Genomic DNA, 17,317 nt, shown 5'->3' on the forward strand with positions numbered 1-17,317 from the left:
GGGCACGGCCGATGGCCGAGCGCGAGGAGGCGTTCGCCGCGCTGCGGGCGCTGCCGGGGCCGAGGTGGTTCGCCGCTCCCACGGTGAGCTTCGCCCCGCCGGGGCGGGGCTACCACGCGCTGGTACGGCACGCCGACGTCGTCGAGGCCAGCCGCAGGCCGGAGATCTTCAGCTCGGCCCAGGGCACCACCAGCATCCATGAGATGCCGGAGAAGTTCCGCGAGTACTTCGGGTCGATGATCAACATGGACGACCCCCGGCACGCCCGGTTGCGGCGGATCGTGTCGCGGTCGTTCACGCCGAAGATGATCAGGCAGTTCGAGGACGACGTGCGCCGCGCGGCGGGGGTGATCGTCGATGACCTGCTGGCGGCGGGTCCGGGCGGTGACTTCGTGTCCCAGGTGGCGGCCCGGCTGCCGTTGAAGATCATCTGCGACCTGATGGGCATTCCCGAAGAGCATCACCAGACCGTCTTCGAGGCGTCCAACATCCTGCTGTCCGGCGGCGATCCGGAGTACATCACCGACCCCAAGGAGGCCGGGCCGCTGCTGCTCGGCACCGCCCAGCGCCTCCAGGACGTGGTCGCCACGCTCGCCGGGTCCGCGCCCGCCGGCCTCATCGGCGCGCTGACCAGCGCCAACATCGACGGCGAGGCACTGACCCTCCAGGAGCTGGGCTCGTTCTTCATCCTGCTGGTGGTGGCGGGCAGCGAGACCACCCGCAACGCGATCTCCCACGCCCTGCACCTGTTCACGACCAACCCCGGCCAGCGCGAGCTGCTGCTGGCCGACCTCGACGCACGTCTGCCGGGCGCGGTGGAGGAGGTCGTCCGGGTGGCCTCGCCGGTCGCGTGGATGCGCCGTACGCTGACGCGCGACCACGAGATGAACGGCACGACGTTCCGCGAGGGCGACAAGGTCCTGCTCTACTACTGGTCGGCCAACCGCGACGAGGCGGTGTTCACCGACCCGCACCGCTTCGACATCACCCGCGACCCCAACCCGCACGTCGGCTTCGGCGGCCCCGGGCCGCACTTCTGCCTGGGCGCCCACCTGGCCAGGCGGGAGATCGAGCTGATGCTGCGCGAGCTGTTCACCCGGGCGCCCGCCATCAGGTCCGTGGGCGAGCCCGACCGCCTGCGTTCCAGCTTCATCAATGGGATCAAAAGGATGACCTGCGACTTCTAGCCACGAGTAATGGCTTGACTGCGCTCGGTCGCAAGCAGATCATTGGGGTCATGAGCGTGGACCCCACCACCGGGCGCACTTCGATCATCACCGCGGCGGACTTCGATCTGTCCGACTACGACTTCTGGGCCAGGCCCATGGCCGAGCGGGAGCACGCCTTCCGGCTGCTCCGCGAGCTCCCGCGACCGGTCTTCTACGAGGAGCCGGAGTTCTTCCTGGGGCCGGCGGGGCCCGGCTACCACGCCCTGGTCCGGCACGCGGACATCGTGGCGGCCAGCCGCCTTCCCGAGGTGTTCTGCTCGGGCGACGGCGGCGCGACCAACATCGCCGACATGCCCGCCGAGCTGGCCGAGTACTTCGGATCGATGATCAACATGGACGATCCCCGGCACGCGCGACTGCGGCGGATCGTGTCCCGGTCGTTCACCCCGAGGATGATCAAGCAGTTCGAGGACGACGTGCGCCGCGCGGCGACGGAGATCGTCGATGACCTGCTGGCGGCGGGTCCGGGCGGTGACTTCGTGTCCCAGGTGGCGGCCCGGCTGCCATTGAAGATCATCTGCGACATGATGGGCATCCCCGAGCGCGACCACCAGTTCGTCCTCGACCGCTCCAACATCATCCTGGGCGGCTTCGACCCCGATTTCGGCGACATCGACGGCCTGGCCGACCGCCTGCTCGCCGCCGGGATGGAGTTGCAGCAACTGGTCCAGGCCCTCGCCGCCCACCGCACCGAGCGCCCCACGTCCGATCTGATCTCGTCGCTGGTCAACGCCAACATCGACGGCGAGGCACTGACCCCGGCCGAGCTGGGCTCGTTCTTCATCCTGCTGGTGGTGGCCGGCAACGAGACCACCCGCAACGCGATCTCCCGCGGCATGCGCCTGCTCACCGAGCATCCGGCCGAGCGCGCCCGCTGGCTCACCGACATCGCCGGGCATACCCCCAAGGCCATCGAGGAGATCGTCCGGCTGGCCGCGCCGGTCAACTTCATGCGCAGGAAGCTGACCCGCGACCACGAGATGAACGGCACCTTCTACCGCGCGGGCGACAAGGTGGTGCTGTTCTACTGGTCGGCCAACCGCGACGAGGCGGTGTTCACCGACCCGCACCGCTTCGACATCACCCGCGACCCCAACCCGCACGTCGGCTTCGGCGGCCCCGGGCCGCACTTCTGCCTGGGCGCCCACCTGGCCAGGCGGGAGATCGGCGTGATGTTCGACGAGCTGCTGCGCCGGGTGCCGCACCTGGAGGTGGGCGAGCCCGAGCCGCTGCTGTCCAGCTTCATCAACGGCGTCAAGCACATGGAGGTGACCCGCCTCTAGCCGGTCCGCCGCGCGCCCGTGGGCTCAGGAGCCGTTCACCGGCCGGATGCCGGCGAAGACGGTGTTGATGTCGGGCAGCAGCTTCTTCTTGGTCTCCGGCACCATCATGAAGACCACGGTGGGCACGTCACGGCCGGTGGCCACCACCGCCACCACCATCGTGGTCTTGGTCTGGGCCGAGGTGATCTCATAGCCGATCAGTTCGGCGGGCATCCCGCCGATGGGCTTGGTCTGGTGCACGGTCTTGGCGATCGTGTTGCCCTTGGCGAAGTACTTCGTGCGGGCCTGGAAGGCGACCGCGCTGACCACCGGGGTGAGATCCTCCGGCGAGCCGTACTTCCCGGCCAGTTGCTTCGGCAGCGGACCGGACAGCACCTGCCCGAACTGCGTCTTGCCCGCGGCGTCCCGGCCCGCCGGCACGTACTGCCGGGTCGGGTATCCGAACTTCTCCCGCACGGTGGGCCGGAGGTCCTGCCGCCACGGCGGGCCCAGCTTGGGCAGCGTGATCCCGCCGAGCTGGTCGGTCAGCGTGCCCGCGCTCTGCGAGGCCGCCCCCTTGTATCGCGGCAGCCGGGGGAGGGTCTTCTTGGGCGCGGCGGGCTTTTGCGGCGCGGCCGTCTTCTGGGCGGTCTGCGTGGACGCGGGCCCTTCCGCGGAGGCCAGCGGCCCCGAGGTGAACGCCCACCACAGCAGCACGGCGACCAGCGCGACGGCGATCGTCCCGGCCAGCGCGTAGATCCACACCGGCTTGCCGGTGCGCTCGGGCCGCTCCTCGTCCTCCATTGCCTGGTAATTGTCGCCGAAGACGGTGTTCCACAGCTCCTGCTGCCGCTCCGGCGGCGGGGTCTTCGGACCACTGATCTGCCCGGCCGTGACGAAGGGGCGGTTGGGGTCGGCCGGGTCGCGGCCCAGCGTGCCGCCGGGCGTGTCGCCCTGCCGCCGGGGCGCGGACCGCTCGCGCGGCGGCGCGGCGGCCTCCTCGCGCGGGCGCATCGGGACGGCCACCGTCCGTTCGTAGTTCACGTCGGAGGTGGCCGACGGCGGTACGGCGGGCGGTGTGTGCGGCGGGCCGAGTGGATCACCGTCCCAGGAGCGGGGCGGCGCGGAGGGGCGCCCGCGCCCCTTGCGGTCCTGGTCAGGGGCATGCTCGGGAGGCGGCGGGGCGGAACCGCCCTGCGGCACATCCGGCCACGCCGGCGGCATCTGGGGATGGCTCGACTGATCCGGGGCCATGCGTCCCGTACCTCCCGCGATCGTGCCCGGACTTGCGATGCTGGGCATGATCTCATGCGAATCAGGGGGTACCGCAGGAAAACGGGAGAATCCCTTCGGATCTGTTGGCGGGTCCTGCAATGGCATGCCAGGTCCGCCCGGCTTACCGGGGTCCTGGTCGCCTGAGATCGCCACGCGGACAACAGTAAACTAAAGGGACAGAAGAGGTCACAACGGATCTATCACCATCAGGTCTCGCTCACCGTGTCGTGGTGTGCCGCCGTGCGCGACCGTACCGGGAGCGTCCGCCCCCCGCGCCCGCCTCTACCGACCCGACAACGAAGGGCTGTTCTCTGCGCTACCCTTGGTGTATGCGTTACGCGCCCCTGCTTCTTCGCGGGCCGCGTCGGCCTGGCTGAGCACAGCCCCGCCGCGCGGCATGCCCCTTGCGTTCGCGAGGGGCTTTCTTGTGGGCCTTACGCGATCGATGGACCGCGACCCGGGTCCGCGAGGTGCACCGTGAGTCCAGGGGCCGATGGCTCAGCAGCTCAAACCGAGGGACCACAACCGTGACCGAGCAATATGATCCGAAGGCGCTGCAGGCCAAGTGGCAGCGGCGGTGGGAGGAGCTTGACCCCTACCGGGCGAGCGAGGACCCCGCCGACCCCCGCGAGCGGCGCTATCTGCTCGACATGTTCCCCTATCCCTCCGGTGACCTGCACATGGGCCACGGTGAGGTCTTCGCCCTGGCCGACGTCATCGCCCGCTACTGGTTCCAGCGCGGCTACAACGTGCTGCACCCCATCGGCTGGGACTCCTTCGGCCTGCCCGCGGAGAACGCGGCGATCCGGCGCAACGCCCATCCCGCGGAGTGGACCTACGCCAACATCGAGACCCAGGCCACGTCCTTCAAGCGGTACGGCATCAGCTTCGACTGGACGCGCCGGCTGCACACCAGCGACCCGGGCTACTACCGGTGGAACCAATGGCTGTTCAACCGCTTCTTCGAGCGCGGCCTGGCCTACCGCAAGGGCGGCCTGGTCAACTGGTGCCCGCAAGACCAGACGGTGCTGGCCAACGAGCAGGTGGTCGACGGCCGTTGTGAGCGGTGCGGCGCGGAGGTCGTGCGCCGCGAGCTGACCCAGTGGTACTTCAAGATCACCGACTACGCCGACCGGCTGCTGGACGATATGGCCCAGTTGGAGGGCCTGTGGTCCGACCGGCTGCTGACCATGCAGCGCAACTGGATCGGCCGCTCCGAGGGCGCCGACGTGCTCTTCACGATCGAGGGGCGCGAGGAGCCGGTCACCGTCTACACCACCCGGCCCGACACCCTGTTCGGCGCCACCTTCTTCGTGGTCGCCCCGGACGCCCCGCTGGCCGGCGAGATCGTCGCGCCCGCGCAGCGGGCGGCGTTCGAGGCGTACCGCGCCGAGGTCGCCAAGCTGAGCGACATCGACCGGCTGTCCACCGAGAAGGAGAAGACCGGCGTCTTCCTGGGCGTCCACGCGATCAACCCGGTCAACGGCGAGCGCATCCCGGTCTGGGCCGCCGACTACGTGCTGTCCGACTACGGCCATGGCGCGATCATGGCGGTGCCCGCCCACGACCAGCGCGACCTCGACTTCGCCAGGAAGTTCGCGCTGCCGGTCCGGGTCGTGGTGCACACCGGCCTGGCCGACCCCGGCGAGACCGGCGAGGCCACCCCCGGCGAGGGCTCGCTGGTCAACTCCGGCCCGCTCGACGGCCTGAGCAAGGCCGACGCGATCAAGAAGATCATCGGGATCCTGAGCGAGAAGGGCCGGGGCAAGGCCGCGGTCAACTTCCGGCTGCGCGACTGGCTGCTGTCCCGCCAGCGGTTCTGGGGCACCCCGATCCCGATCATCCACTGCCCCGACTGCGGCGAGGTGCCCGTCCCCGACGACCAGCTCCCCGTCACGCTGCCCGACCTGCGCGGCGAGGCCCTGGCCCCGCGGGGGGTCTCCCCGCTGGCGAGCGCCACCGACTGGGTCAACGTCGAGTGCCCCAAGTGCGGCGGCGCGGCCAAGCGCGACACCGACACGATGGACACCTTCGTCGACTCGTCATGGTACTTCCTGCGGTACTGCTCGCCCGGATACGAGGACGGCCCGTTCGACGTCGAGAAGGTCCGCAGGTGGGGGCCGATCGACCAGTACGTCGGCGGCATCGAGCACGCGGTGCTGCACCTGCTCTATTCGCGCTTCTTCGTCAAGGTCCTGCACGACATGGGCATGCTCGACTTCACCGAGCCGTTCATCCGGATGCTGAACCAGGGCCAGGTCATCAACCGCGGCAAGGCGATGTCGAAGTCGCTGGGCAACGGCGTCGACCTGGGCGCGCAGATCGACGATTTCGGGGTCGACGCGGTCCGCCTCACCATGATCTTCGCCGGTCCGCCGGAAGAGGACATCGACTGGGCCGACGTCTCGCCCGCCGCCTCCCAGAAGTTCCTGGCCCGCGCACTGCGGGTGATGAGCGAGGTGACGAGCGAGCCGGGCGTCTCCTACGCCGGCGGCGACCTGGAGCTGCGCAAGGTCACCCACCGCACCGTGGACGAGGTCACCAAGCTGGTCGAGTCCTATCGGTTCAACGTCGCGGTGGCCCGGATGATGGAGCTGACCACCGCCGCCCGGCGGGCCATCGACGCCGGTCCCGGCCGCGCCGACCCCGCCGTGCGCGAGGCCGCCGAGGCGCTGGCCGTCATGCTGTCGCTGGTCGCGCCCTACGTGGCCGAGGAGGGCTGGGAGCGGCTGGGCGGTTCGCCGTCCGTGGCCAAGGCCGGCTGGCCCGAGGTCGATCCCGCGCTGCTGGTGCAGGAGTCGGTGACGTGCGTGGTACAGGTGGCCGGGAAGGTCCGTGACCGCCTGGAGGTCTCCCCGGACATCACCGACGCCGAGCTGGAGGCGCTGGCGCTGGGCTCGGAGAAGGTACAGGCACAGCTCTCCGGCACGCCCAGGAGGGTCATCGTGCGCGCGCCGAAGCTGGTCAACATCGTCCCGTAGCGGCGGCTTTCGGTGGCGCGGGCCGGTTCAGAGCCGGGAGAGGAGTTCCACCTTCTTGGCCTGGAACTCCTCCTCGGTGAGCAGGCCCGCGTCGCGCAGTTCGCCTAGTTTGCGGATGAGAGTCGGGATGTCCTCGCTCCGGTCGATCGCGGCCACGACCGGTTCTTCGGCCGGGGGATCGGCCGGAGGCTCGGCCGGGGGGAGTTCCGCGGCGGAGTGCTGGTCGCGGACTGCACCCACCACGGCCGCCGCGAACGGCAGCGACTCGGCGGTCAGGCCGTACCCCATCCCGAACACCACCGCCGCCGGGTCCTTCTCCGGCTCCTTCGGCGCCTCCAGCCCGCGGACCCGCAGCCGCAGGTAGCCGTTGAAGACATCGGGTGAGCGCCACTCCACGCCCTCGATGTCGGAGATCGCGAAGCGCTGGTCGCCCGCCCGGTACTTCACGCTCTCGGCGCTCGACCAGAACCACTGGAACCGCACGGTCTCGTCGTCGAAGTGCGCCTGGCCGTCCCAGCCCTTGAACGAACGCGGCGTCGGCGGCGCCTGGACCAGGCAGCGCTTGGCCGGGCCCGAGTCGGTGATCGATCGCCGGATCTCCTCGGCGTAGTAGTCGGCCAGGCTCTCGCGGTCGGCGGGCAGCACCAGGCGGTAGGGGTCGAGCGTCTCCTTGAGCTGCCCGGCCGCGGCGATCAGCACCGGATCGGCGCCCTGCCGGGGTACCGCCCGCAGCACGACCGTGCCCCGCTTGCCCGGCGTGAGCGACACATCGGCCAGGGCCTTGTATGGGATCAGCCGCTCGCCCAGCTCCTGGAGGAACTTGGGGACCTTCATCGCGCGATGGAACCGCATCCGCACCGCGCCCGACTCAAAGGTCCATGAGCAGCCCTGTCCGGTGAGTACGTCCGCCATGTGCCAAGCCTAGAACGCGGGCGATGTCGCGGATATCCGGGCGGGCGGCTTCCGGTGGCCGGGCTCGACGCGGCGTCCGCTTACCGCCAGCTAAGGCGACCCGGTGTCCCGAACCTGGAAGGTGTGCATGAAGTATCGATCGACCACACGCGGATAGAGCCCGGCATCCTGTACTTCGGGACACCGGTCGTCCTCATCTCGACCCTCAACGAGGACGGGACGCCGAACCTGGCCCCCATGTCGTCCGCATTCTGGCTCGGCTGGCGGGCCATGCTCGGCCTCGGAGCGACGTCACAGACCAGCCGTAACCTGCTGCGGACCGGTGAGTGCGTGCTGAACCTGCCCTCGGAGGCGCTGGCCGGCACGGTGGACCGGCTGGCGCTGACCACGGGGGCCGACCCTGTTCCGGCCGGGAAGCGGGCCCGCGGCTACCGTTACGAACCGGACAAGTTCCACCTGGCCGGGGTCACGCCGATCGCGGCCGAGACGGTGTCGCCGCCACGGGTCGCCGAGTGCCAGGTACACCTGGAGGCGGTCGTGGCGGGCGTGCACCGGATGGCCGCCGACGATCCGGCACAGCACGGCCGCGTGCTCGTGTTCGAAGTACGCGTGCAGCGGGTGTACGTGGACGAGGGCATCCGGATGAAGGGCTCGGACGACCACATCGACCCCGACGCGTGGCGTCCGCTGATCATGAGCTTCCAGAAGTTCTACGGCCTGGGGCCACAGGTACACCCGTCCAGGCTCGCCGGCATCCCCGAACGCCTCTACCGCGGCCCGGACATCGACCGCGCCCGGGCCGTCATGGGGGGCCGGTCCGAGGGGCAGCGGGAGTGGGAATCGGCTTTGCCGGGCGAGGAGCCGCTCGGATAGTGTGGCGGTCTCAGCGCGTCGAGGAGGTGAGACCCATTACCGCCAGATCAGGCCGGGTGCTCTCGCCTCGCCGCCGTTCGGCTCGCCCCTCGTAGGGGGCCGGGAGAGCGCCCGTCGGCAATCCGAAAGGCGCCCTTGTGTGGATTTCTCCCTCTCCGTTGCTGTCTCTGCGGTCCGTCGTCATTGCCAGGCTGCGCGCCGCCGGGTGCGTCTTCGCCGAAGACGAGGCCGAACTACTGATCGCCGCCGCCTCCTCTGAGGCCGAACTCTCCGCGTTGGTGGACCGGCGGGTCCAGGGCCTGCCGCTGGAACACGTTCTCGGCTGGGCGGAGTTCTGTGACCTGCGGGTCGCCGTCGATCCGGGGGTGTTCGTGCCGCGCCGCCGTACCGAGTTCCTGGTACGGCGGGCCGCCGCCCTCGCCCCGCCGCATGCCGTCGTGCTCGACCTGTGCTGCGGCTCAGGCGCCGTGGGCGTGGCCCTGACCAGCGCCATCCCCGCCGCCGAACTGCACGCCACCGACCTCGACCCCGCGGCGGTCCGCTGCGCCCGCCGCAACTGCGCCACGGTGGGCGGACAGGTCTACGAAGGCGACCTCTTCGACCCACTCCCATCACGACTGCGGGGGCGGGTCGATGTCCTGGTGGCCAACGTCCCCTATGTCCCGAGCGACGAGGTCGGATTCCTCCCACCCGAGGCCCGCCACCACGAGCCCCGCATCGCCCTCGACGGCGGCCCGGACGGCCTCGACGTCCTACGCCGAGTGACAACGACAGCCGCGACCTGGCTGTCCCCGGGCGGCCACCTACTGATCGAAACCAGCGAACGCCAGACCACCCCCGCCACAACCGCCATGACCACCGGCGGCCTCGCCACCACCGTCGCCCACTCCACCGACTGGAACGCGACAGTGGTGATCGGCACCCTGCTCTGAAACCATGCGCATGGGGGTCGATCTTGCAGACCGGAGCCCGGAGTGCGAGCTGGGGTCCTGTGCAAAGGCGATTTCACTCACCACGCACCCCGAAGGCGGACACACCCCTCTGCGAGGGATGGCCGACCCTAGGCCGGGTCCTTTTCCTGATATTTGCGGAGAGCATTTCGACGAGGGAGTGCCCGAGCGGCAGTGGGTCAACATGGGTTTCACCCATAGCCGTCGCCCGAAGATGGGCCGGCCCTTGCGCATGGGCTGACCCTTACTTGATCTTTGTGGATGGCATCCCGGTGAGCCCAAGCGGCGGCGGGTTTACGGGGGTGAGCGTCGGGACCTGTGCGAACGTGTTTCTCTCGCCGCTGTCGCCCTGCGGAAGGTGCGCGTGCCCGTGCGGGTGGATTAGCCGCCCCCCGGGTCCGGTCCTTCTCGACTGTCCGGGCGGGGGTGAGTCTGCGGGGCGGAGCCCAGGGCGAGAGTCGGGACCTGTGTGAAGGTGTCTTCGTCCACCGCTGTCCCCCTCTTGAAGGCGGGCCCACCCTTCCGAGTGGATTGACCCACCTGAGCCTCGTGCTGCCGGAAGCTTTGGGGAGGGCATTTCGGTGGCGCCGCATCAGGCACCGTTCGCCCTCACCAGGGAGGGCTAATCTGGCCCACTCATCGCAGGAGTGTCAGTAGGCAGTGCGATGCTGACACCGACAACTCCGCTCACGGTGATCAATGGAGGGCCGATGCCTGGTGAACGATCACAGTCTGACTTGTCCTCGGTCGGCTTCGACTCTGCTTGGTGTGCCACCGACCTGGGTGAATACCGACCCTGCCGCTACACCTATGAGCACTACCCCTACGAGAGCCTGCCACCTCTCGACTCCACCGAGTTCACGGGCGCCTTTCAATGGCTCGGTGGTACCGGCGAACCCGTTCCCGAACAGGTCACGGCGCTCAATCACTTGGCGGAGAACCTTGCGGCCAAGGGCTTGACGCTGCCTCGGGACTTCGTCACCTTCCAGGCCGACTTGAAGCTGCACCGCTCGCTGGATGAGGTCTCGGTGACCGGCTGCTGGACCGATATCTCAGAGCCCCTGCCCAGTCCGGTCGAGCCTGGTGCCTTTGCCGTGCGATTCCTGCGGGACCAACAGGACTGCGTCATCTGGTACCTCTACCTCCGTCCTTCGGGTGAGGCGTTCGTGGTGCACTCCTATCTCGACTACGAATACGAGTACGAGGCACGGCGCGATGGCGAAGGGACGGAGACCGATCTCGACGATCCGGAGGAGCAAAGGGCTGCAATCCTCTGGTGTGCACCTTCGTTCGAGGAGTTCGCCCATCGGTTCTGGATTGAGAACCGTCTCTGGCATGCCCTCAACGGCAATGACCTGTCCGGACTCGAGCCTCAGATGCGTGACTACTTGCGCCACTACGCGCCGTCTGGGATACCCGCATGACCGTGCACTGAACGAGATCATGTGCGGATGGCAGAGCGGGTACGCGTTCGCGAGATCGATGGCGACGCGGGGCAGCGCCTGCTGCGGATCATCCGTAGAGGCACCGGTTCGGTGGTACTTGGCGGCGGGCACAGATGGTGCTGTTATCCGCGCAGGGCATGCCCGTGGCAAAGACCGCTGAGGTGACGTTCACCAGCGCGGACCGGATCCGGGATGTGATCCACAACTTTAACCCTGACGGCTTCGACTCGTTCTACCCGAAGTACAAGGGCGGCCGGCCCAGAACCTTCAGCCTCCTGGAGCGCCGGGAGATCAAGAAGATCGCCAAGTCCAGGTCGGCCGAGCACGACCTGCCGCTTTCGACCTGGAGCCTGGCCGAGCTGGCCGACTTCTTGGTCGCTCAGGGGGGCGGTCGACGACATCAGCCACGAGGGTCTGCGGGTCCTGCTCCACGAGGAGGGCGTCTCGTTTCAACGCACAACGACCTGGGAGACCTCCCGCGACCCCGACTACGCCGCCAAGAAGGCCCGCATCGAGCGCCTCTACGCGATCGCCGACGACGAGGTCATACCCGAGGACGGCGAGCCTGAAGTCGTCTTCTGCCTGGACGAGTTTGGTCCGCTCAACCTCCAGCCCACCCGGGCCGACAGTGGGCCGAGCAGAGGACGGCACAAGGATCCAGCCCGAGAGCCACGGCCCCGCAGGCGGGCGACCTACACCCGCCCGCGCGGAGTCAGGCACCTGTTCGCCGCCTACGACCTGGGCAGGGACAAGCTCTACGGTCACATCAAGCCGAAGAAGAGCCGGATGCGGTTCCTGGAGTTCTGCGGCTATCTGCGCAGTTTCCACCCGCCGAAGATCCGCATCGCGATCGTGCTCGACAACCTCTCGCCGCACCTGACCACGACAAGGACAGCCGGGTCGGCGACTGGGCCGCAGCCAACAACGTCGAGTTCGCCTACACGCCGACCAACAGTTCCTGGCTGAACCGCATCGTGCGACACGAGGCCGCATGTGATGAGTGGAATGTGCTGAAGGAGGTCGCTTGATGTCGACGGCATAATGCCCGGTCCAGTGCGTAATGGACCGTCCCCGCCCCGGCGTGCGTCATGGGTGACCGTGGGGTGTGAAGCCCGGGGAAATGCCCAAGGACCCTCGTTCCATCCGGGGGTCACAGGCTGGGGAAGGCAGATCAGTCCCGCGTTGATGAACGTGGCATTGCACGGCATGGAGCAGGCAGTCGGAGTCAGGTATTGGGAGACCGGCGGTGGCCTGCGGGCCACCCCGGACTCGCCGGTCCTGTGAGGTATGCCGACGATGTGCTCGCTGTGTGTCACTCCCGTGAGCAGGCCGAGGATATCCAGCAACGACTCGCGAGCTGGCTGGAGCCCAAGGGTTTGGTCTTCAATCAGGCCAAGACCCGGATCACCCACCTGGACCAGGGGGTGGACTTTCTGGGTTTTGAGATTCGCCGGTTCCGGGGGAAGTTGCTGACCAAGCCGAGCAAGGACGCGTTACGGCGGATCCGCAAGCGGCTGTCTCAGGAGGTGGCGGCCCTGCGAGGGGCCAACGCCGACGCGTTGATCGCCAAGCTCAACCCGATCGTCAAAGGATGGGCCGCCTATTACCGGATCGGGGTGTCCAAACGCGCCTTCGGCGCGCTGGACGCCCATCTGTGGAGACTGGCCTACGAGTGGGTCAAGATCTCCCACCCGAACAAGCCGAAGCGCTGGATCATCGCCCGGTACTTCGGCATGTTCAACACCGCCAGGCGCGACAAGTGGGTGTTCGGGAGCCGGGAGACCGGCTTCTACCTGCGCAAGTTCGCCTGGACGAAAATCGTCCGGCACCGGATGGTCGCAGGCCGGTCCTGTCCCGACGACCCGGCTCTGACCGGCTACTGGACCGAGCGGCGTCGCCGCGCCAGGGCCCCGGTGGACGCCGCCACCTGGCGGCTTCTACGTCAGCAGGGCGGCCGATGTCCGCTCTGCCGGGGCCTGCTGCTGCACGCCGACCGTGAGCCGCAGAGCCCGACCGAGTGGCAGCAGTGGCTCACAGCCACGCGCACAGCGATCCGCAAACAGGCGATCGCCGCTGCCGTGGAGCTCGGAAACCCGGACGAACACGCCGCAACGGGTCTCATACACGCCCACTGTCGCCGCCGACTCGGCGACGGCACCAACCCAGCACTTCCGCCCGGCCTCGTGCCAACAGGGCTTGCTTGAGCCGGTTGCCTGGAAAGCGGGCACGGCCGGTTCTGAGGGGGCCGGGGCGCGGTAACGCACTCCGGCTACCCGACGAAGCCCAGTTCATCGTCCTGCGCTACTTCGCCCTGGCCGGCACCGACCACGCCGGCCGCGAAGAGCAGGGCTGCATGATCCGCCGCTACATCATCTGGCGGAACAAGCACGCCGCCGATGAACGGCTACGCGAGGTCGCCAAGAGGGCGAACGTTGCCTGAGGCGGGCACTAGAGCGAGGGCTGGGACCTGTGCGAACGCGGTTTCAGCCACCGTCGTCCCTTTTGAAGGTGGACAGGCCCTTGCGCATGGGCTGGCCGTCGCCGGGGCTGGTCTCTTCCTGACCTCGGTTGCGCCTGTGCGATCGTGCTTTACCCACCGCTGTCACTTTGCAGGTGGGCACGTCTTTCCGGTGAGGACTGGCCGACCCTGGACCGGCTCTCGCTGATCTTCGAGAGGGATGCCCCGTTGACGTCGTTGGGGAGCACTGATCTTGTGCAGGCCGGGTGAGCCTGGGGTGCCGTGGCGTGATTGTGGTAGGGCGGTTCTCAGCTCTGGCAGGGCCGCTGCGGCCGGGCGACTTCGGCCGTCGGAGGAACACCGTGCCCGGGTGTGGCCCCGCGGGGTGCGGGGGAATGCGGCGACGATGGCCGCCACGGCCCTGGAGGGGGGTGGCGGCCTGCTCGGCGGGGATGGCTCAGAGCTTGCGGAGAACGGCGACGACCTTGCCGAGGACGCTCGCCTCGTCACCGGGGATGGGCTCGTAGTTGGCGTTGTGCGGCACGAGCCACACGTGGCCGTCCTTGCGCTTGAAGGTCTTGACCGTGGCCTCGCCCTCGATCATGGCCGCCACGATGTCGCCGTTGTCGGCCACCGGCTGCTGGCGGACCACGACCCAGTCGCCGTCGGCGATGGCGGCGTCGATCATCGAGTCGCCGGTCACCTGGAGGAGGAACAGCGTGCCCTCGCCGACGAGCTGCTTGGGCAGCGCGAAGACGTCTTCGACACTCTCCTCTGCAAGGATCGGGCCACCGGCCGCGATGCGGCCGACCAGTGGCACGAAGGCGGCCGTCGGTCGGTTGACCGCGGGCTCGTCCGTCGCGGCGTCGGGGTCGACCCAAAGGACCGGCTCGCCGGGGAGGCGTACCTCAAGCGCTCTCGGCCGATGCGGGTCGCGGCGTAGGTAGCCCTTGCGCTGGAGCGCGGTGAGCTGGTGGGAGACGCTCGACGTGCTGGTGAGCTGCACCGCCTCGCCGATCTCGCGCATGGAGGGCGGATATCCCCGCTGCTGAACCGAGTCTCGGATCACCTCGAGGATCTTGCGCTGTCTGGGGGTGAGGCCCAGCGAGTCTCGCCTGCGCACCGCGAGGTCGCTCGCCGCCCCTTCATCACGCCCACTCATGATCTGCCTCCTCGCCTACTGGACCGGCTCGCCGGGCTCACGTGGCTTCCTTCCGGACCGTGGTCTTCATGTCGCACACAGCAACCGTATCTTCATTGAAGATCATCATCAAACAATTGTTCGACTTGCTCCTCGAAATTATCGGTCGCGTGGTGTACAACATCGTACGGGAGTTCGATCGACACCGTGTTCGATTTGGCGATCTTATACCGGCCGTTTCGACCGGCCGGCCCGTGGGTGGGAGGTCATCATGCGGGCGACGACAACCACGACGACCACAACAACACCAGCCGCGATCCCATGGTCCACCCTCGCACGCCGCGAGTCCCTGCGCCGTGCCGCGGCCCGCCGTTCCGCCGAGCGCCGCCGCCAGGCGGCGGCCACGGCGTGGCGAACGCCCGACGTCCGGGCCGCGCCCGGGCTGGACGGGCAAGGGGCGGCCGGGCGACCAGGCTCCGACGCGAGGTCCCGGTCCGTAGGCCTGGGCGATGAGGCGGCGAAAGTCCCCCGGAGGCGGCCCCCGGCACGGGAGGCCGCACCTGCTGCCGGCCGCCGGAGGCAACCCCCGGCCACGGGGATCGGCGGCCCGTCTGGGATGCCGGTCTCCTCTTCGGGCGGTACGGGTCGGTCGAGTAGCAGTGACGGGCGATCTTCGGCTCAGGGCGTAGCGCGTACGGCCGGTGCTCGGAAGTCGCGTCCGTCCATGGGGTATGGCGACGTGCCTGGAATGTCCGCCTCCTCCTCGGGCGGCGCGGCGCGGCGGAGCGGCCGTGGTGAGGTGGCTTCTGGGCGGGGGGCCCCGGATCGGGTTGCGGCGCGTATGGGCGATGGGCGGAGCTTGCGTGGGGCGGTGGGGTACGGCGGGGTGTCTGGGGTGTCCGTCTCCTCCTCGGAGGGGGCGGGGCGGCGGGGTGGCCGTGGTGAGGTGGCTTCTGGGCGGGGGGCCCTGGCTCAGGGGGCGGCGCGTTCGGTTTCGGGGTACGGCGACGCGGCCGGGGCATCGCGGGTTCGGACTCGGGCGCGCGCGAGATCGCGTCCGGTTGCGGAGTACGGCGGGGTGTTCGGTTCTGTGGCGGCGGGTGGGGGTTCGCCGCGCCGTCGGGGCCGGGGGGCCGGTGGACGAGAGGTGGCGGCGGGCCGTGGCGTCCGGCTGGTGGTCGTGGGTGAAGGTACCGGCAAGAGGCCGCAGGGCCGGGGCGGCGGGGGGTCGCCGCAGGGCATGGCGCGGCCGGAGGTGCGGGCGCCCGTGCCAGGGACGGTGCGGCTGACCCGGCGGGGGAGGGTCGTGCTGGCCGTGCTGGTGGCGCTGATCGCCCTCGGCGTCTTCTGGCTTGGCACGCGGGCTGGCGTGGCCGCGGAGTCATGGCGGGTGCCGGGTGCGGCTAAGGCGGCGCATGTCCCGGTGGGGCAGCCGGTCGGCGAATGACCGGCGGAGGAGGCTAGGGGCGCCGGCCGGGCTGAGCGCAGGTGGGAGTGATGGGGTCGAGGTGATCGTGTGGTCGGGGCGGTCCTTCTGGGGGGTCGGTACCGATGGGGCTGAGGGGCGTGTCGGCCAGGCGGTGGCGAGGGGGCCAGGGGGATGGATGTCCTGTCGGGGGTGGTCAGGCGGCAGGTGATCGGTGGAAGGGCCACGGGTCGCGGTCAGGGGTGAATGCAGGGTTTTGGTGGGTCTCGGGGAGGTTAGGCATTTCGGGTGGTCCCGCCGAGGCGGTCGGTCGACCGATGAAGTTGATCTCTTGGCAGTGCAGGTCATGTGGCGGGGGAGGGGCGTGCCGGCCGTGCCGATGGCTGCTCTGGTGAGCGGTCGGCGCCCTGTGGGCGGGGCCGGGGCGGGCTGGGCTTTTGGTCGTTCGGGGTCGCCTGGCTTTGCCGGGGGCCGTTCGGCGTGGCGGAGTGTTGCGGGTGGGGCTCGGTGAGTGACTAGTGGTGGGTGTTCGAGCAGGTAGCGGCTGGGGTGTGGCTGGGGGCGGGGGGAAGGTGCGACACGCCCGGGGTGTTCTACATGGCGCGGGCTGAGCAGCGATTTTGGGGGGCGACAGGGGGTTCGACTTGCGTTCATCGGCCCGCGCTTCTAGGTTGGGACCACAACATCTAGTAGTTACACCGATGTAGTTCACCATAGGTTGTGTTCCGTCACCGCACCATGGCAGTCCGTGGGGCGTGCGCGAGCGTTCCCCTCGGCGAGGGGGTCTTCGAGTGCGGGAACGGCGCGGCGCGTGGGCTCCTGGTGGCGGTCGTTGGGAGGCTCGCGTGCATTGTCCGTTCTGCAGGCACCCTGACACACGCGTCATCGACAGCCGCTCGACGGAGGACGGCGCGGCCATCAGGCGCCGCCGTACGTGCTCCTCGTGTGGCAAGCGGTTCACCACCCAGGAGACGGTGCTGCTCATGGTGAGCAAGCGCAGCGGCGTGACCGAGCCGTTCTCCCGGGACAAGGTGATCGCCGGCGTACGCCGCGCGTGCCAGGGCAGGCCGGTGAGCGAGGACTCGCTCGCCCAGCTCGGGCAGCGCGTCGAGGAGAGCATCAGGGCCACGGGGGCCGCGGAGATCCCGTCCAACGAGGTGGGGCTCGCGATCCTGGGGCCGCTGCGCGACCTCGACGAGGTGGCTTACCTGCGCTTCGCCTCGGTCTACCGGGGGTTCGAGACCCTCGCCGACTTCGAGGCCGAGATCGCGCAGTTGCGCACCGAGCGCTCGGCCGTGGCGGCCGGGGGCGGCGGCGACGCCGACTGAGAACGAGCTACTGACGAGCTACACGGGTCAAGTGAAC

At 69.3% G+C, this 17,317-nt stretch carries 14 protein-coding genes; 11 read left to right on the forward strand and 3 right to left on the reverse strand.

The window, feature by feature from the left end; translation table 11 throughout:
• Window positions 1-11 precede the first annotated feature (11 nt).
• Together ACH34R_RS07510 and ACH34R_RS07515 are read left to right on the forward strand one after the other, a co-directional pair.
• The gene (locus ACH34R_RS07510) at window positions 12-1,187 is read left to right on the forward strand and encodes a cytochrome P450 (protein WP_397561020.1); all 1,176 of its coding nucleotides are present in this window, start codon (window positions 12-14) and stop codon (window positions 1,185-1,187) included.
• A 50-nt stretch (window positions 1,188-1,237) separates the two neighbouring features.
• The gene (locus tag ACH34R_RS07515; RefSeq protein WP_397560554.1) at window positions 1,238-2,512 is read left to right on the forward strand and encodes a cytochrome P450; all 1,275 of its coding nucleotides are present in this window, start codon (window positions 1,238-1,240) and stop codon (window positions 2,510-2,512) included.
• Window positions 2,513-2,536: 24 nt separating this feature from the next.
• Here ACH34R_RS07515 and ACH34R_RS07520 read toward each other — a convergent pair whose 3' ends face one another.
• Window positions 2,537-3,793 (reverse strand): hypothetical protein, encoded by a 1,257-nt coding sequence (locus ACH34R_RS07520; RefSeq protein ID WP_397560555.1) that lies wholly within the window; start codon window positions 3,791-3,793, stop codon window positions 2,537-2,539.
• A gap of 500 nt (window positions 3,794-4,293) precedes the next feature.
• On the opposite strand from ACH34R_RS07520, the gene leuS reads away from it, so the two are divergent.
• Window positions 4,294-6,747, forward strand: coding sequence for a leucine--tRNA ligase (leuS, locus tag ACH34R_RS07525; protein WP_397560556.1), 2,454 nt, complete (start codon window positions 4,294-4,296; stop codon window positions 6,745-6,747).
• Between the two features lie 27 nt (window positions 6,748-6,774).
• On the opposite strand, the gene ACH34R_RS07530 is transcribed toward leuS, so the two are convergent.
• Window positions 6,775-7,659 (reverse strand): DUF4429 domain-containing protein, encoded by an 885-nt coding sequence (locus ACH34R_RS07530; RefSeq protein WP_397560557.1) that lies wholly within the window; start codon window positions 7,657-7,659, stop codon window positions 6,775-6,777.
• Between the two features lie 123 nt (window positions 7,660-7,782).
• Between ACH34R_RS07530 and ACH34R_RS07535 the strand changes: the two genes are divergently transcribed.
• The 6 genes from ACH34R_RS07535 to ACH34R_RS07560 all read left to right on the forward strand — a co-directional run bounded on the left by ACH34R_RS07535 (window position 7,783) and on the right by ACH34R_RS07560 (window position 13,367).
• The gene (locus ACH34R_RS07535; protein ID WP_397560558.1) at window positions 7,783-8,532 is read left to right on the forward strand and encodes a flavin reductase family protein; all 750 of its coding nucleotides are present in this window, start codon (window positions 7,783-7,785) and stop codon (window positions 8,530-8,532) included.
• A gap of 158 nt (window positions 8,533-8,690) precedes the next feature.
• Window positions 8,691-9,464, forward strand: a complete 774-nt coding sequence (locus ACH34R_RS07540; protein ID WP_397560559.1) for a putative protein N(5)-glutamine methyltransferase — start codon at window positions 8,691-8,693, stop codon at window positions 9,462-9,464.
• Between the two features lie 728 nt (window positions 9,465-10,192).
• Window positions 10,193-10,906: a hypothetical protein gene (locus ACH34R_RS07545; protein ID WP_397560560.1), complete on the forward strand. Its 714-nt coding sequence runs from the start codon at window positions 10,193-10,195 to the stop codon at window positions 10,904-10,906.
• A gap of 158 nt (window positions 10,907-11,064) precedes the next feature.
• Window positions 11,065-11,496 (forward strand): helix-turn-helix domain-containing protein, encoded by a 432-nt coding sequence (locus ACH34R_RS07550; protein WP_397561021.1) that lies wholly within the window; start codon window positions 11,065-11,067, stop codon window positions 11,494-11,496.
• Window positions 11,497-12,207: 711 nt separating this feature from the next.
• The gene (locus ACH34R_RS07555; protein WP_397560561.1) at window positions 12,208-13,131 is read left to right on the forward strand and encodes a group II intron maturase-specific domain-containing protein; all 924 of its coding nucleotides are present in this window, start codon (window positions 12,208-12,210) and stop codon (window positions 13,129-13,131) included.
• Window positions 13,128-13,367, forward strand: a complete 240-nt coding sequence (locus ACH34R_RS07560; RefSeq protein WP_397560562.1) for a hypothetical protein — start codon at window positions 13,128-13,130, stop codon at window positions 13,365-13,367. The genes ACH34R_RS07555 and ACH34R_RS07560 overlap by 4 nt, the downstream gene beginning before the upstream one ends.
• Window positions 13,368-13,842: 475 nt before the next feature.
• Here ACH34R_RS07560 and lexA read toward each other — a convergent pair whose 3' ends face one another.
• Window positions 13,843-14,547 carry a transcriptional repressor LexA gene (gene lexA, locus ACH34R_RS07565; RefSeq protein ID WP_397560563.1) on the reverse strand — a complete coding sequence of 235 codons (705 nt, stop codon included), beginning with the start codon at window positions 14,545-14,547 and terminating at the stop codon, window positions 13,843-13,845.
• A gap of 1,159 nt (window positions 14,548-15,706) precedes the next feature.
• On the opposite strand from lexA, the gene ACH34R_RS07570 reads away from it, so the two are divergent.
• Entirely contained in the window at window positions 15,707-15,973 is a 267-nt protein-coding gene (locus tag ACH34R_RS07570) for a hypothetical protein (protein WP_397560564.1), read from the forward strand.
• A gap of 824 nt (window positions 15,974-16,797) precedes the next feature.
• On the forward strand, window positions 16,798-17,280 hold the full coding sequence (gene nrdR / locus ACH34R_RS07575; protein ID WP_111168816.1) for a transcriptional regulator NrdR: 483 nt from the start codon (window positions 16,798-16,800) through the stop codon (window positions 17,278-17,280).
• Window positions 17,281-17,317 lie beyond the last annotated feature (37 nt).

Origin of the sequence: Spongiactinospora sp. 9N601, assembly GCF_044326295.1 — a bacterium.
GTDB lineage: Bacteria > Actinomycetota > Actinomycetes > Streptosporangiales > Streptosporangiaceae > Spongiactinospora > Spongiactinospora gelatinilytica.

Bases quoted from the DNA above. Each gene is read 5' to 3' on its own strand.
- ACH34R_RS07530 (WP_397560557.1), bottom strand. From the start codon at position 7,659: ATGGCGGACGTACTCACCGGACAGGGCTGCTCATGGACCTTTGAGTCG.
- ACH34R_RS07515 (WP_397560554.1), top strand. From the start codon at position 1,238: ATGAGCGTGGACCCCACCACCGGGCGCACTTCGATCATCACCGCGGCG.
- ACH34R_RS07550 (WP_397561021.1), top strand. From the start codon at position 11,065: ATGCCCGTGGCAAAGACCGCTGAGGTGACGTTCACCAGCGCGGACCGG.
- ACH34R_RS07520 (WP_397560555.1), bottom strand. From the start codon at position 3,793: ATGCCCAGCATCGCAAGTCCGGGCACGATCGCGGGAGGTACGGGACGC.
- ACH34R_RS07545 (WP_397560560.1), top strand. From the start codon at position 10,193: ATGCCTGGTGAACGATCACAGTCTGACTTGTCCTCGGTCGGCTTCGAC.
- lexA (WP_397560563.1), bottom strand. From the start codon at position 14,547: ATGAGTGGGCGTGATGAAGGGGCGGCGAGCGACCTCGCGGTGCGCAGG.
- ACH34R_RS07510 (WP_397561020.1), top strand. From the start codon at position 12: ATGGCCGAGCGCGAGGAGGCGTTCGCCGCGCTGCGGGCGCTGCCGGGG.